We start from the raw sequence: 13,632 nt of genomic DNA on the forward strand, positions 1-13,632 counted from the left end.
ACAATTTATTCTGTCATTTCAGTTACGGCATACGATTCGATAGGTGCACAGGTACAAACTAGATTTCTATCGCCATAGGCATTATCGATTCGACTTACAGAAGGCCAGAATTTTTGTTCCTTGATATAAGGAACAGGATACGCCGCTTTTTCACGAGAATAAGAATGCTTCCATTCATCTGCGCAAATGACTTTAGCAGAATGAGGAGCATTTTTCAAAACATTATCTTCTTTATCTGCTTTACCTTCCACGACTTCCCGAATTTCATTTCTGATTTGAAGCATCGCTTCACAAAATCTGTCAAGTTCCTGTTTCGTTTCACTTTCAGTAGGTTCGATCATAATTGTACCGGCTACGGGGAAAGACATGGTCGGCGCATGAAAACCATAATCCATAAGCCTCTTTGCAATATCTTCGGCTTCAATATTATAATGTTTGAATTCTCTCAGATCTACGATCATCTCGTGGGCAGACATTCCGTTTTTACCTAAATAGAGAATTTTGTAATCATTTTCGAGAAGAGCTCTTATATAATTGGCATTTAGAATAGCAATCCTGGTAGCATTAGTCAAACCTTTAGGACCCATCAAGGATATATAAGCATAAGAAATAGGCAAAATACTAGCGCTTCCCCAGGGAGCTGAATTAACTGCGCTAATGCCCTTTTCTCCTCCTGTTAAGATAATCGAATGGCCGGGCAGAAATGGAACTAGCTGTTTGGCTACTCCAATTGGACCCATTCCAGGACCACCACCACCGTGAGGTATGCAAAAAGTTTTATGCAAGTTTAGATGGCAGACATCCGCGCCGATTCTTCCCGGACTTGTCAATCCGACCTGGGCGTTCATATTGGCACCATCCATATAAACCTGTCCGCCATGCTGATGAATAATATCACAAATTTCCGTGATGGCTTCTTCGAAGACACCATGTGTTGATGGGTAGGTAACCATCAAAGCGGCAAGGTTTTTTGAATTGGCCTCAGCCTTAGATTTGAGATCATCCACATCAATATTTCCATGATCATCGCATTTCACAATTACCACTTTCATTCCTGCCATGACAGCACTCGCAGGATTGGTACCGTGCGCCGATGAAGGAATTAAGGCTACGTTTCGATGCGATTCATCTCGGCTTCCATGATAAGCCGCAATTACGGCAAGACCCGTATATTCTCCCTGTGCACCGGAATTGGGTTGAAGAGAAACTGCTTCGAAACCTGTTATTTCACAAAGCCAGTTTTCCAGGTTTTTGAACATAGCCTGATAACCCGAAGTCTGCTCAATTGGAGCAAAGGGATGAAGGTTCGAAACTTCCGGCCATGTTACGGGGATCATTTCTGTTGTAGCATTGAGCTTCATGGTGCAAGAACCGAGAGAAATCATGGAGTGCGTCAAAGAAAGGTCTTTGTTCTCCAGTCGTTTCAAATACCTGAGCATTTCGTGTTCCGATTGATAGAGTTTAAACACTTCTTCCTGAAGAAATGTACTTTTTCTGGCCAAAGCGGAATCGAGTTTTATATTCGATTTTCTATCAATTTCAGTGGCTTCATCATTAAAAATTTCAAGTATCTCAGAAAGATCCTCAGGTCTGGTGGTTTCATCAAGAGAGATTGAAATAAAGCCATTTTCGTATCTAAAATTCACTTCCTTGGCCAGAGCCCTTGCTTTAATCTCTTTTTGAATAACCGCATCAACAGGTATTCTAAGCGTATCAAAATAATCACCATTTAATTGTTTAAACCCCGATTTAAGTAATTCTTTTTCCAGCAGTTTGGCCAAACCGTGAATTCTTCCGGCAATTGTTTTTAATCCTTCGGGGCCATGATATACAGCGTAGGCTGCAGACATCACAGCAAGCAATACCTGGGCAGTACAAATATTTGATGTTGCTTTTTCACGACGAATGTGTTGTTCCCTGGTTTGAAGTGCCATGCGATAAGCGGGATCGCCTTGTGCATCTACAGAAACACCAATTATTCTTCCGGGAATATTTCTTTTAAAGGCTTCCCGTGTTGCAAAAAATCCGGCATGAGGACCACCATAACCCATTGGGACTCCAAATCTTTGAGATGAACCAATGACGGCATCTGCCCCCATTTCACCCGGAGGTGAAAATAAGACTAGCGACATAAGATCGGAAGCAACGCAGACCTTAACATCACATTCGTTGGCGCTTGCAATAAAACTTCTATAATCGTGCAATTCACCATTTCCATCCGGATATTGTAGCAAAACACCGTATAGATCCGGATCTGTGAGATCTTTTTGAGTCCAATCCCCAATTTCCAGTTCAAATCCGGCAAAATGTGCCCTTGTTTTTACAACTTCTATGGTTTGAGGAAAGCAAGTATCTGATATAAAAAATTTCTCTGCATTTTTCTTGGTGCCCTTTCTAAGCGCGTGAAACATCGACATGGCTTCGGCGGCGGCAGTTCCTTCATCCAGCAAACTTGCATTTGCAATTTCCATTCCTGTGAGTTCACTTATTACAGTCTGAAAGTTTATTAACATTTCAAGACGGCCCTGGGCAATTTCGGCCTGATAGGGCGTGTAAGCTGTATACCAACCCGGATTTTCAAGTATATTTCTCTGAATCACAGTTGGCACCTGGCAATTGTAATACCCTTGGCCTATATAAGTTTTAAAAACTTTGTTTTCTGACATCAATTTTTTGAAATCAGATAAAAATTGCAGTTCTGAAAGCGCTTCCGGTATATCCAGTTTATTTTTAAGCTTGATATTCGAAGGAATGGTCAGATCAATCAGTTTATCCAAACTATCGACTCCAATGGTTTGAAGCATTGCTGCGATGTCCGATTCCTGTGGCCCGTTATGTCTGTTCTCAAATGCCTCTCGATGAAAAATATCTAAATTCATTATATCGTATTAAAATTCAGGCCGCAAAGTTAATTGAATTGGCCAGAAATATTAAGATTAAAGAGTGATTTTAGGAGAACAACATATTCGTATATTTAAAGTTTCCAAATCAAATTAGTCTCATGAATATTCATCAGGCAGAACGATCCCATATCGAAGATATCGTTGATTTTCAGGTAGTCATGGCCAGAGAAACAGAGGACCTGATTTTGAATCACGGAACCGTAAGAAAAGGCGTTGAAAGTCTTTTCGATGATCCCAGCAAAGGCCAGTATTATGTTGTGACAGAAAACAAAAAAACCATAGCCTGTACTTTAACCGTACCGGAATGGAGCGACTGGAGAAACGGAACCGTCTTGTGGATTCACTCTGTTTATGTAATACCGGAGCATCGGAGAAAGGGAATTTTTCGACTTATTTATGAATACTTAAAAAATAAGGTGATTGTCAATGAATCGCTGATGGGTTTGCGACTGTATGTGGAAAAAAGCAATTCCAAAGCTCAAAATGTATATGAATCTCTCGGGATGAATGGCGAACATTACCGCATGTACGAATGGCTCAAATACGAATAGGCTATTTCAATGCCTGAGTCACCCAATTGGCATATGCTGAATTGGCTTCTACATCAAAATTCACAATGCATGGAACTTCATATTGATGATTGGACTGAACCAGACTTTCTATATCTTTTAAATTATCCTTATTTGTTTTAGCCCAAAGCACGAATTCGGATTCGTCCGCGATCTCGCCTTTCCAGGTATACAAGCTATCTATAGCGTAAATATTTGCGCAGGCAATCAGCTTTCCTTTCAATAATAGCCTCGCCATTGCTTTAGCTGATTTCTTATTTGGGAAAGTAATGTAAACTACTTTCATGATTATTCAGAAATTAAGCATTTTAACGGCAGTAATACCGGCTTCATAACCTTTATTGCCATGTTTCCCGCCCGCACGCTCAAGTGCTTGTTTCTGGTCATTTGTAGTCAATACGCCAAAAACAACGGGTTTGTTATGTTTGACAGAAACATAAGTGGCTCCATGGGCAACAGCCATACTTATAAAATCAAAATGTTTTGTTTCGCCCTGAATGATGCATCCAAGACAAATGACAGCATCTATATCATCATAGGCAGCCATAATGTTCGAACCATGGGTCAGTTCGAAACTTCCGGGCACGTATTTCACTATCAGTTCAGATTCCCTGGCTCCGTTTTCAGTAAGAGCTTTTTTACAGCCTTCAAGAAGCGCTTCAGTAATTTCAGAATTCCACTCAGAAACCACAATGGCAAGCTTTTTACCGCTTATGTTTTCGAGGTTTCTGTCTTTGTGAAGATTTAGGTTTTTGTCTGCACTAGACATTATGATGCTTGTCTTTGCGCTTCGGTTTCAGCCCTGGCTTTAAATCTTTTAGCATCCTGTATTTGACTCGCATTCGGGTAAGTAGAGATCAGCTCTTCATAAACCTCCGCAGCATTTGACCAGTCACCCATGGTTTCATAGGCAAGGGCGAGTTTCATCATGTATGTTGGTGTAAAGGATTTATTGGGCTCATAATTCACGGCTTTTTTGTAATGCGATATAGCTTCACCGGGAAGTTCCAGTTCCATGTTTGCATCAGCAATTAGGCTGAATGCTCTGGCCTGTAAAACCCAATCATTGGCACTAAACGCACTCAGGTATTCGATGGCATCTTCGTATTGCCCCAATTTCATATAGCAAACACCTGCATAAAAATTAGCAAGGTTTCCAGCTTCGGTCCAACTGTATTCATTGGCAATATCTAAAAAACCAAGACTCGCCCCATCGCCATTTAAGGCGAGATTGAAGGAATCTTTATCAAAATAGAACTGAGCCGGAAACATTTCAACCTGAGCCTCATTGCTTTGGTCTTCGTAATAACCATAAGCAAACCAGCCTATTAAAATTAAAGCTCCAATTACTCCACCTATATAGGTTACAAGCTTTCTATTATTCTCTATGAACGCTTCAGCTTTGTTAATCTTTTCTGAAGTCACCTTTTCCGGGTTTTCCAAAAGATCCTCATTCTGCTCTTTACGCGTATTTTTTGCCATCTTCCTGATTTTAAGGCCGCAAAGTTAAAAAAATTGTTTTATGATTTTAAGCTATTCGATAATAAAGGGATAGTCTTCTTCAGCATATATTCCTTTATATGCTTCTTCCGCCTCGGGCCATGGGGATTCATCGGCAAATTTAACCGCCTCATCCACTATATCTTTTATTTTTTTATCGATCTTCTTAAGGTCTTCTTCTGTTGCTGTTTTCTCTTTTAAAATGAAATCTTTTACATAAGAAATCGGATCCTGTTTTTTGTATTCTTCCACTTCATCGCGAGTTCTGTATTTTGCCGGATCCGACATGGAATGACCCTTGTATCTGTAAGTCCTGAATTCCAAAAATGTTGGGCCATCGCCTTTTCTAGCTCTTTCAGCTGCTTCCGAGGTAGCATTGTGTACTTCATCAACCTTCATCGCATCTACCGGAAAAGAAGGCATATCATATGCACTTCCCAATTGATATAAATTCGTAACATTTGAAGTCCGTGCAACCGAGGTGCCCATGGCATAACCGTTGTTTTCCACCACAAAAATTACAGGAAGCTTCCAGGTCATTGCCATATTAAATGCCTCGTGAAAAGCACCCTGACGAACGGCACCGTCTCCCATAAAGCAAATGCAAAGATTTTTTGTCTTTTTGTATTTCTCGGCAAAACCAATTCCCGCACCCAGTGGAACTTGAGCCCCAACGATTCCGTGACCTCCCATGAAATTGACTTCTTTGTCAAACATGTGCATGGATCCGCCTTTTCCTTTGGTGCATCCGGTGGCTTTTCCGAACAATTCCGCCATCACAGCATTAGGATCTGTACCCAATGCCAAGGGGTGGCCGTGATCGCGATATGCGGTAATCCATTTATCCTCTTTGTCCAATGCTGTGGCTGCACCAACGGCACTGGCTTCCTGGCCAATATATAAATGACAAAAGCCTCTGATTTTTTGTTGTCCGTACAGCTGACCTGATTTTTGTTCGAAAACTCTGATCAATTGCATTCTTTCGTACCAGAATAATTGGGTTTCTTTGGAGAATCCTTTTTTTGCACTGGATTTTTTACTGGAAGTACTGGAACTTTTTTTTGTAGACGTCTTAGCCTTGGCCATAAAATGTGTATTCAATTAATTCCGGATAGCGAAATTAGGTAAAATGAAAGAATAACAATAGAAATGCACCTTAAAACACTCATCCTCGAAAACTTTAAGAACTACAATACCACAGAGATGGAATTTGTAAAAGGGATCAATTGTGTGGTAGGGCCAAACGGCAGCGGTAAAACCAATTTGCTCGATGCCATCCACATGCTTTCTATGACCAAGAGCGCTTTTAACTATATCGACCAGGATTTGATTCGAAAAGATCAGCACTACATGCGATTGCTCGCAGATTTGATAAAAGTGAAAGAGGAAAAAATAGAAATCAGATTAAAACAAAAGGAAAAGAAGCAGGTCTTTTGGAATGATAACGAATACGAAAAACTTAGCCATCACATTGGCAAAATGCCTCTGGTTCTTATTTCACCTAATGATACCGATATTATCCGACAGGGAAGCGAGGGGCGAAGACGCTTTTTTGATTCGATGATTTCAACGATTAAGCCCGATTACTTAAAGGCATTGTCAGAATATCAGAAAATTCTAAGACAGAGAAATGCATTGCTTAAACAGATGGCAGAAAAAAAGAGCAAATCATTTTCACTTCTGGAAATATACGATGAACAACTGATCCCCTTAAATCAATTCATCAATAGGGGCAGATCGGAATTGATAAAAAGCCATGAAAAAGATTTTCAAAATTTCTATTCGATTTTAAGCGATAAAAAAGAAAAGTTACAATGGGTGTATGAATCAAAAGCCGGGGAGAAAGATTTTAGAGATAAATTTAAAAATAGCCTTGAACGCGATTTGATATTTCAAAGAACCAATGTAGGAATCCATAAAGATGACTATGAATTTTTTATAGATGGGAAACAGGTTAAGAAATACGCATCTCAAGGTCAGCAAAAATCAACGGTATTGGCATTAAAGCTTATACAATTTATCGTTTTCAAAAATCATTTTAACTATTCACCAATACTCTTACTCGATGATATCTTTGACAAACTGGATTCAGGAAGAATGGAAAGACTCATGTCCATCATCTCAAAACAGGATTTCATACAGATTTTTGTAAGCGACGCACATCCGGAAAGAAGTATCGAGATATTTAATAAATCAAATGCCGATATTCGTATCTTCGAAATTGAAAATGGCGAGGTAAAAAATGTCAGATAGGGAAAGAGGTAAAGTTCATAGTGTTAAGGAATCCATTGATGAGTTTTTGGATAAATACGCATTGCGCGAATCCTATAACCTCAGCGAAATAAAAACACTCTGGACCGGTGTAATGGGACAAACCGTAGCCAAAAGAACCAGTAATTTCTTTTTCCGTGATCAAAAGTTAATGGTGCAAATTGATTCTGCCGCCTTGAAACACCAGCTTCATATGAACCGCAGTAATATTCGCGAAAAACTCAATAAGGCAATTGGAAAAGAATACATTGCCGAAGTCGTGATACTATAATTTTTTGGCTTCGTTCCAGATGGCATCCATTTCCGAAAGTGTCATATCCTTTAATGCTTTGCCTAGTTTCTTGCTTTCTTTTTCAAGATGATTAAAACGCTTTATAAATTTCTTATTGGTTTTTTCCAATGCATCTTCTGGGTTGATATCAATAAATCGCGCGTAATTGATCAGCGAAAATAAGAGGTCGCCAAACTCGCCTTCTGCTCTTTCACGGTCGAATGAATCGCTCTCTTCGGCATTAAACTCATTTTTAAATTCCTGCATTTCTTCTTCCACCTTTTCCCAAACCTGTTTGCGTTCTTCCCAGTCAAAACCAACACCTCTGGCTTTATCCTGAATTCTATGTGCTTTAACCATGGCCGGCAAACTGGAAGGTACTCCGGCGAGTACGCCTTTATTTCCCTTTTCCTTTAATTTAATTTCCTCCCAATTGGCTTTTACGGCCGCTTCATCATCGGCTTTAACATTTCCATAAATATGCGGATGTCGCTTTATTAATTTATCAGAAATTTTATTCAGTATGCTTTCTATATCAAATGCATTTTTTTCACTTCCGATTCTCGCATAGAAAACGATGTGTAGCATCAAATCACCCAGCTCGCCTTCAACTGCATCAAGGTCATTGTCCAAAATGCTGTCGCCCAACTCATACACTTCTTCAATAGAGACATGTCTCAAACTTTCGAGCGTTTGCTTTTTATCCCAGGGACAATTTTCTCTCAACTCATCCATAATGCTCAGGAGCCTGTCAAAAGCTTTTAATTTTTGTTCTCTTCTTGTATCGGGTTTTGGAATATTCTGAATTGGCGGCATATTTTGAAACTATGTTAGTACTGCTGTAGTTCTACAAACAAATATTAGATTTGCATAAAATTATAAAATAGAATGACCACAGTACTTTTTGCCATAGGATTAATTGCACTATTCTTTATAGGAATGTCAGTAAGACTTATACTTCTTAAAAACGGCGAATTCAAAGGTACCTGTGCTTCTCAAAATCCTTATTTAAACAAAGAAGGGACAACCTGTGGCTATTGTGGCAAACCTGTCGGCGCTTGCGAAACTGATGAAAACCCTCAAAACGAAGTAGATAAGGTTTTGTCTAAATTCTAATATCCACTTATTTCTATGTTTGCCCGCTTATTAGCCCCAAAGCAGGCTTAATACACATTCGCTTTAAAACTGCAATATCTTGGATATCTTTGAATACTGAATTATTTCTTCAAGTATGAAAAGAGTTTTTTACGTACTATTTGTTGCCGTATTGGCAACGCAGTTAAGAGCAAGCCATTTAATAACTACACATATTCAAATTTCACATCTGCAAAATTTTGATTACGAACTAAAAGTAGTTTTATACACAGATCCGCAGGCAATTCCGGCACCACAATCAATTTCGGTTTCATCCTATCAAAGACAGGGAGCTACATTTATTCAATCCTTCAATCTTTCAAAAGACACATCTTATACCAGTCCCAGCTCAAATGTAGGCTGCCCGCCCACACTTTACGATTACGATATGAATGTGTATACAAGCCAGATAAATTTATCGGCAAGCACTTATAATCATGCCGGAGGCTATTTATTTCAATATAATAATTGCTGCCGATCCGGAGGGATTCACAATATTCAAAACCCAACTTCAAGCGGTTCTTCGGGGCTATTGCTTTTTCCACCTGTTGTAGATGGTTCGGGAAATCAGATTATTAACAGCAGTCCTGTCTTGAATGACCCTGTTAATGAAGTTATCGTAAATCAGCATCCTTTTTATAATTTTTATGGGGGCTTTGATCCCGATGGCGACTCAATTGCCTATCATTTATATACGCCATTCGGTGGAAATACGGTAAGTGCTGGTACAGTCAACCCCATTTCTTCGCCCTATCCCGATCCAAGTACACAGGTTGCTCCGGTAAATTGGGCAATTGGTTATTCCATAGACGATCAAATACACGGAATGGGAACCAATCCATCCTCTAACCGATTTCAAATTGACCCCCTAAGCGGAATGGCAAATTTATATGCCGATGAAAACTCACCCGGATATGTGATCGTAGGAATTTGGAGTCAGGAATTTAGAAACGGGCAATTGATCGGAAGTACTTTCAGAGATTTTGTCTATTTCGTTTCAGATTCAGTACTTACTCCCAATAACCCGCCCGATTTAAGTGTACAAACACAAAGTTTGGCCTCATGGAATGGAGATACTCTGGAATTTAGCGGATCACCGGTATGTGTTCAGGTGGAAGTTACCGACCAGGATGACATTGCTGATATCAGTTTGATTGTTAGGCAAAGCGACTATGATGAAAGCGATTACAATTTTGTACAGAGCAGTGCGATACTTCAAGGACAAGACACATTTATTACAGCTTTGTGTTTTCAGCCCGATAGTTTTTTAAGCTACCCCAGCAAAGTTGTTTTAGTTGCCATGGATAATAAATGCTATGAATCGGCTTTTGACACATTGGATTTTTACATCCGCTTTAACAGCTATTCCAATGCAGGAAGCGGCGGCAACGTGAGCATTCCAATCACACCTACATTGGGTAATTTAGCTTTATACAGCTACCTGGGAGGAAGTCCTAATCCCGGGGGTACCTGGCTTGATTTAGACAATTCAGGACTTATTAGCAACGGAATTTTCGATGCCAGTAGCATCAATTCGGATATTACTTATCGCGTTGCTTATATTGATCAACAACCCAATTATCCACCCGATACGGCTTATTTAACCTTGAATTTTGTCTATCCAAATTCAATTGAGGATCACTACAAGACCACAATTGAAGTGTATCCAAATCCTGCAAATGATGTCTTAACCATTTCTGTATTATCAGAGAATACCGCTTTTGAAATAGTTGACATTCAGGGTAGAAAAGTTAGATCAAAATTAATAAGCACGGAGCAGAATACAGTTAATACCGCAGGGTTGAAGGATGGGCTGTATTTCTATCAATGCCAAAACCAAAGAGGAAAATTCTTAATTCAGCGATAGCTTAGCGATGATCTTCTAAATTTATATTTTTGCCAAAAATTTGACATTTGGCACTTATAAAATCCATTTCAGGAATACGCGGAACCATTGGCGGTAAACCATCCGAAAACCTGACTCCAATCGATATTGTACTTTTTACTTCTGCATTTGGCACAATCTTAAAAAGAGAAGAAAACGCAAAAACCATCATTATTGGCAGAGATGCACGTCCTTCCGGCGATATGGTATCCAGCATAGTGGCTTCTACTTTGACCGGTTTGGGCTTAAATGTGATCGATCTTGGGATTTCCACTACGCCAACTGTGGAAATGGCGGTCGCCAATGAAAAAGCCGACGGAGGGATAATTATTACAGCAAGCCATAACCCTGTGCAATGGAATGCGCTCAAACTATTAAATGGGAAAGGGGAGTTCATTTCAGGCCAGCTTGGGGAAAAGGTTTTGCAAATAGCAGAAAGAGCAGATTTTGATTATGCCGATGTAATGGAGCTTGGTTCTTTCACATATCTGCCTGATTATGTTGATAAACACATTGCGCAAATCCTTGATTTACCTTTGGTCGATAAAGCACTCATTGCTTCAAGGAATTTCAAGATTGTCGTAGATTCCGTTAACTCTTCCGGGGGAATTGCGATTCCAAGATTATTAAATGCATTAGGCCTTGAAGTGATAAAAGAAATTAATTGTCAACCGACTGGGTTTTTTGCGCACAATCCTGAGCCATTGCCTGAAAACCTAAAAGAGATTTCAGAAACAATGCAAAAAGGCAATTACGATTTGGGAATTGTTGTTGACCCTGATGTGGATAGACTGGCACTTATTTGCGAAGATGGCTCTCCTTTTGGAGAAGAATACACCCTGGTGGCAGTTTCGGATTATATTTTGCAGAATACGCCGGGAAATACGGTTTCCAACATGTCGTCAACTCGTGCCTTGCGCGATATTACTGAAAAACATGGGCAATCTTATGCTGCTTCAGCCGTAGGAGAGGTAAATGTGGTTGAAATGATGAAAGAAACAAAGGCTATAATCGGTGGTGAAGGAAATGGCGGGATTATCTATCCCGAACTGCATTACGGCAGGGATGCCTTGGTAGGTATTGCTCTTTTTTTAACACATTTGGCTAAATTTGATAAGCCGGTAAGTGCATTGAGAGCATCTTATCCGAATTATGTGATATCAAAAAATAAAATTGAACTCACAGCGGATTTAAATGTTGATGAAATTCTGAAGGCCGTAAAAAATAAGTATTCGGATCAAAAAGTCAGTACTATTGATGGTGTCAAAATAGATTTCGAAAATGAATGGATCCATTTGAGAAAGTCAAATACAGAACCGATTATTCGAATTTATGCAGAATCAAATACGATTGAAAAGGCCGAAAAACTCGCCGAGAGTATTATGAAGGAGATAAGAGAATTGAGTAAATCTTTATAAGATGAAAGTATATTTAGACAATGCCGCAACCACTCCAATCGACCCGCAAGTCATAGAAGCGATGATGCCCTATTTAAGGGAGATTTACGGAAACCCATCTTCAACCCATGCACATGGAAGAATGGCAAAGTCAGCCCTTGAAAAGGGAAGAAAGCGTTTAGCTAATCTTATCAATGCCTCGCCTTCTGAAGTCTTTTTTACTTCAGGTGGAACCGAAGCCGATAATACGGCCATCTGTTGTACCATACGCTCTAAAAACATCAAACACGCAATCACCTCTCCGATAGAACATCATGCCGTTTTGCATACGCTGGAAAATGAAGAAAAGCTTGGAAATGTTAAGTTATCAAAAGTAAATGTGGACCGAAATGGCAACATTGACTTTGAGCATTTGACAAATCTTGTCGCGCAAAATCCGGGTTCATTGATATCGCTGATGCACGCCAATAACGAAATTGGAAATTTAAATCCAATTGAAGCCATTGCGCAATTGTCTAAAGAACATAATTGTTATTTTCATACGGATACGGTTCAAACAATGGGGCATTATTTAAAAGATGTCCATAAAATAGGCATGGATTTCATGGTTGGTTCTGCCCATAAATTTCATGGCCCAAAAGGAGTGGGATTTTTATACGTCAATAAGGATTTAAAAATTTCACCATTTATTCAGGGAGGCTCCCAGGAAAGAAACATGCGTGGGGGGACAGAAAACATTGCAGGAATCATGGGAATGATTAAGGCCCTGGAATTGGCATGCGCCGATATCGAAAGACATCAGGCACATGTACAGGGATTGAAGTCGAGGATGATGAAAAAACTAAAAGAGAACATTCCGGAAATTGAATTTAATGGCAATCCGGAGGATGAGAGGAACAGTTTGTATACCGTATTGAATGTATGTCTGCCCGAATCGGATGATAACGATATGTTGCTTTTTAATCTGGATCTTGCGGGAATATCCTGTTCTGCAGGCAGCGCCTGTACCAGCGGTTCAAATTTGGGCTCGCATGTATTAACCGCCATAGGTGCCAATCCCAACCGTGGGGCGGTCCGGTTTTCTTTCTCTAAATTCAATACAGTGGAAGAGGTGGATTATGCGGTTGAAAAACTGGCGGAAATTTACGCACCGGTCACTCAATAAATACCGACGAGTCTGTAGAAATCAACCATTGTAATTCTGAAGGCTTCTCTTTGATCAGAGTTAGTAAATAATGCTTTGTCCTCGTTCAAAAGTTTGAAACTGTATTTTCTTAACAAGCCTTCATAAATAGCAGAGGCAAAGTAAAACTGCTCATTCATGCTGCTGGTCTTGTTAAATTCTAGCAATTCTGTACTTCCATCTTCTTTAAGCATTTCTATATTAAGTGTATCGATATCATTAAAATACGGAGAAAGTGATATCATTGGGTAAGCGCGATCCTGAAACCAGTTATTGATGATATAAACATTGATTATTGCCTCAGTACTATCTTCAATGCGCCGTCCCAGTTTTAATACCTGTATTTTCCCCTCATTTTTTTCTTCCAGATCATAATATAGCAATCGGACATTTTTAAAAAATAAGCGACTGGCATCTGTGGTTTTGAACTTTGGTTCATTTCTATTTACGATTCTGTTCTTATCAGGATTGCATGAAGTAAGAAGAACAATCGTAGCAATTAAGTAGAATACTCTCATT

14 protein-coding genes are annotated in these 13,632 nt (G+C 39.6%); 7 read left to right on the forward strand and 7 right to left on the reverse strand.

The genetic code is table 11. The annotated features are described in order from the left end of the window. Window positions 1–5: 5 nt before the first annotated feature. Window positions 6–2,879, reverse strand: coding sequence for an aminomethyl-transferring glycine dehydrogenase (gene gcvP, locus HZR84_07895; protein ID QNL21861.1), 2,874 nt, complete (start codon window positions 2,877–2,879; stop codon window positions 6–8). A gap of 122 nt (window positions 2,880–3,001) precedes the next feature. On the opposite strand from gcvP, the gene HZR84_07900 reads away from it, so the two are divergent. Beyond that, window positions 3,002–3,454 carry a GNAT family N-acetyltransferase gene (locus tag HZR84_07900; protein ID QNL21862.1) on the forward strand — a complete coding sequence of 151 codons (453 nt, stop codon included), beginning with the start codon at window positions 3,002–3,004 and terminating at the stop codon, window positions 3,452–3,454. A 1-nt stretch (window position 3,455) separates the two neighbouring features. Here HZR84_07900 and HZR84_07905 read toward each other — a convergent pair whose 3' ends face one another. From HZR84_07905 to pdhA, 4 genes are read right to left on the reverse strand one after another with little or no spacing between them, the layout of a single operon-like run. Beyond that, window positions 3,456–3,758, reverse strand: a complete 303-nt coding sequence (locus HZR84_07905; protein ID QNL21863.1) for a divalent-cation tolerance protein CutA — start codon at window positions 3,756–3,758, stop codon at window positions 3,456–3,458. 6 nt (window positions 3,759–3,764) lie between these two features. Continuing rightward, entirely contained in the window at window positions 3,765–4,241 is a 477-nt protein-coding gene (locus tag HZR84_07910) for a 6,7-dimethyl-8-ribityllumazine synthase (GenBank protein QNL21864.1), read from the reverse strand. Then, window positions 4,241–4,954, reverse strand: a complete 714-nt coding sequence (locus HZR84_07915) for a tetratricopeptide repeat protein (protein QNL21865.1) — start codon at window positions 4,952–4,954, stop codon at window positions 4,241–4,243. Before HZR84_07915 ends, HZR84_07910 begins: the two co-directional genes overlap by 1 nt. A gap of 51 nt (window positions 4,955–5,005) precedes the next feature. Further along, entirely contained in the window at window positions 5,006–6,058 is a 1,053-nt protein-coding gene (gene pdhA, locus HZR84_07920) for a pyruvate dehydrogenase (acetyl-transferring) E1 component subunit alpha (GenBank protein ID QNL21866.1), read from the reverse strand. 63 nt (window positions 6,059–6,121) lie between these two features. On the opposite strand from pdhA, the gene recF reads away from it, so the two are divergent. Further along, window positions 6,122–7,225: a DNA replication and repair protein RecF gene (gene recF / locus HZR84_07925; GenBank protein QNL21867.1), complete on the forward strand. Its 1,104-nt coding sequence runs from the start codon at window positions 6,122–6,124 to the stop codon at window positions 7,223–7,225. Continuing rightward, the gene (locus HZR84_07930) at window positions 7,215–7,514 is read left to right on the forward strand and encodes a DUF721 domain-containing protein (protein ID QNL21868.1); all 300 of its coding nucleotides are present in this window, start codon (window positions 7,215–7,217) and stop codon (window positions 7,512–7,514) included. Before recF ends, HZR84_07930 begins: the two co-directional genes overlap by 11 nt. Here the strand turns inward: HZR84_07930 and mazG are convergent. Next, window positions 7,509–8,330 (reverse strand): nucleoside triphosphate pyrophosphohydrolase, encoded by an 822-nt coding sequence (gene mazG / locus HZR84_07935; protein QNL21869.1) that lies wholly within the window; start codon window positions 8,328–8,330, stop codon window positions 7,509–7,511. The two genes, HZR84_07930 and mazG, sit on opposite strands and share 6 nt — an antisense overlap. Before the next feature lie 72 nt (window positions 8,331–8,402). On the opposite strand from mazG, the gene HZR84_07940 reads away from it, so the two are divergent. From HZR84_07940 to HZR84_07955, 4 genes are all read left to right on the forward strand, one after another. Beyond that, window positions 8,403–8,630, forward strand: a complete 228-nt coding sequence (locus HZR84_07940; GenBank protein ID QNL21870.1) for a hypothetical protein — start codon at window positions 8,403–8,405, stop codon at window positions 8,628–8,630. 115 nt (window positions 8,631–8,745) lie between these two features. Then, window positions 8,746–10,515 (forward strand): T9SS type A sorting domain-containing protein, encoded by a 1,770-nt coding sequence (locus HZR84_07945; GenBank protein ID QNL21871.1) that lies wholly within the window; start codon window positions 8,746–8,748, stop codon window positions 10,513–10,515. 47 nt (window positions 10,516–10,562) lie between these two features. Next, the gene (gene glmM, locus HZR84_07950) at window positions 10,563–11,951 is read left to right on the forward strand and encodes a phosphoglucosamine mutase (GenBank protein ID QNL21872.1); all 1,389 of its coding nucleotides are present in this window, start codon (window positions 10,563–10,565) and stop codon (window positions 11,949–11,951) included. Between the two features lies 1 nt (window position 11,952). Beyond that, entirely contained in the window at window positions 11,953–13,095 is a 1,143-nt protein-coding gene (locus HZR84_07955; GenBank protein ID QNL21873.1) for a cysteine desulfurase, read from the forward strand. Here HZR84_07955 and HZR84_07960 read toward each other — a convergent pair. Beyond that, on the reverse strand, window positions 13,089–13,631 hold the full coding sequence (locus HZR84_07960; GenBank protein QNL21874.1) for a hypothetical protein: 543 nt from the start codon (window positions 13,629–13,631) through the stop codon (window positions 13,089–13,091). The two genes, HZR84_07955 and HZR84_07960, sit on opposite strands and share 7 nt — an antisense overlap. Window position 13,632 lies beyond the last annotated feature (1 nt).

The organism is Hyphobacterium sp. CCMP332, from assembly GCA_014323545.1.
Classification (GTDB): domain Bacteria; phylum Bacteroidota; class Bacteroidia; order Cytophagales; family CCMP332; genus CCMP332.

Excerpts from the sequence above, each read along its gene's own strand:
- HZR84_07960 (QNL21874.1), bottom strand. The coding sequence starts at position 13,631 with ATGAGAGTATTCTACTTAATTGCTACGATTGTTCTTCTTACTTCATGC.
- mazG (QNL21869.1), bottom strand. The coding sequence starts at position 8,330 with ATGCCGCCAATTCAGAATATTCCAAAACCCGATACAAGAAGAGAACAA.
- gcvP (QNL21861.1), bottom strand. The coding sequence starts at position 2,879 with ATGAATTTAGATATTTTTCATCGAGAGGCATTTGAGAACAGACATAAC.
- HZR84_07930 (QNL21868.1), top strand. The coding sequence starts at position 7,215 with ATGTCAGATAGGGAAAGAGGTAAAGTTCATAGTGTTAAGGAATCCATT.
- HZR84_07910 (QNL21864.1), bottom strand. The coding sequence starts at position 4,241 with ATGTCTAGTGCAGACAAAAACCTAAATCTTCACAAAGACAGAAACCTC.
- pdhA (QNL21866.1), bottom strand. The coding sequence starts at position 6,058 with ATGGCCAAGGCTAAGACGTCTACAAAAAAAAGTTCCAGTACTTCCAGT.
- HZR84_07940 (QNL21870.1), top strand. The coding sequence starts at position 8,403 with ATGACCACAGTACTTTTTGCCATAGGATTAATTGCACTATTCTTTATA.
- HZR84_07945 (QNL21871.1), top strand. The coding sequence starts at position 8,746 with ATGAAAAGAGTTTTTTACGTACTATTTGTTGCCGTATTGGCAACGCAG.
- recF (QNL21867.1), top strand. The coding sequence starts at position 6,122 with ATGCACCTTAAAACACTCATCCTCGAAAACTTTAAGAACTACAATACC.
- HZR84_07900 (QNL21862.1), top strand. The coding sequence starts at position 3,002 with ATGAATATTCATCAGGCAGAACGATCCCATATCGAAGATATCGTTGAT.
- HZR84_07905 (QNL21863.1), bottom strand. The coding sequence starts at position 3,758 with ATGAAAGTAGTTTACATTACTTTCCCAAATAAGAAATCAGCTAAAGCA.
- HZR84_07915 (QNL21865.1), bottom strand. The coding sequence starts at position 4,954 with ATGGCAAAAAATACGCGTAAAGAGCAGAATGAGGATCTTTTGGAAAAC.
- HZR84_07955 (QNL21873.1), top strand. The coding sequence starts at position 11,953 with ATGAAAGTATATTTAGACAATGCCGCAACCACTCCAATCGACCCGCAA.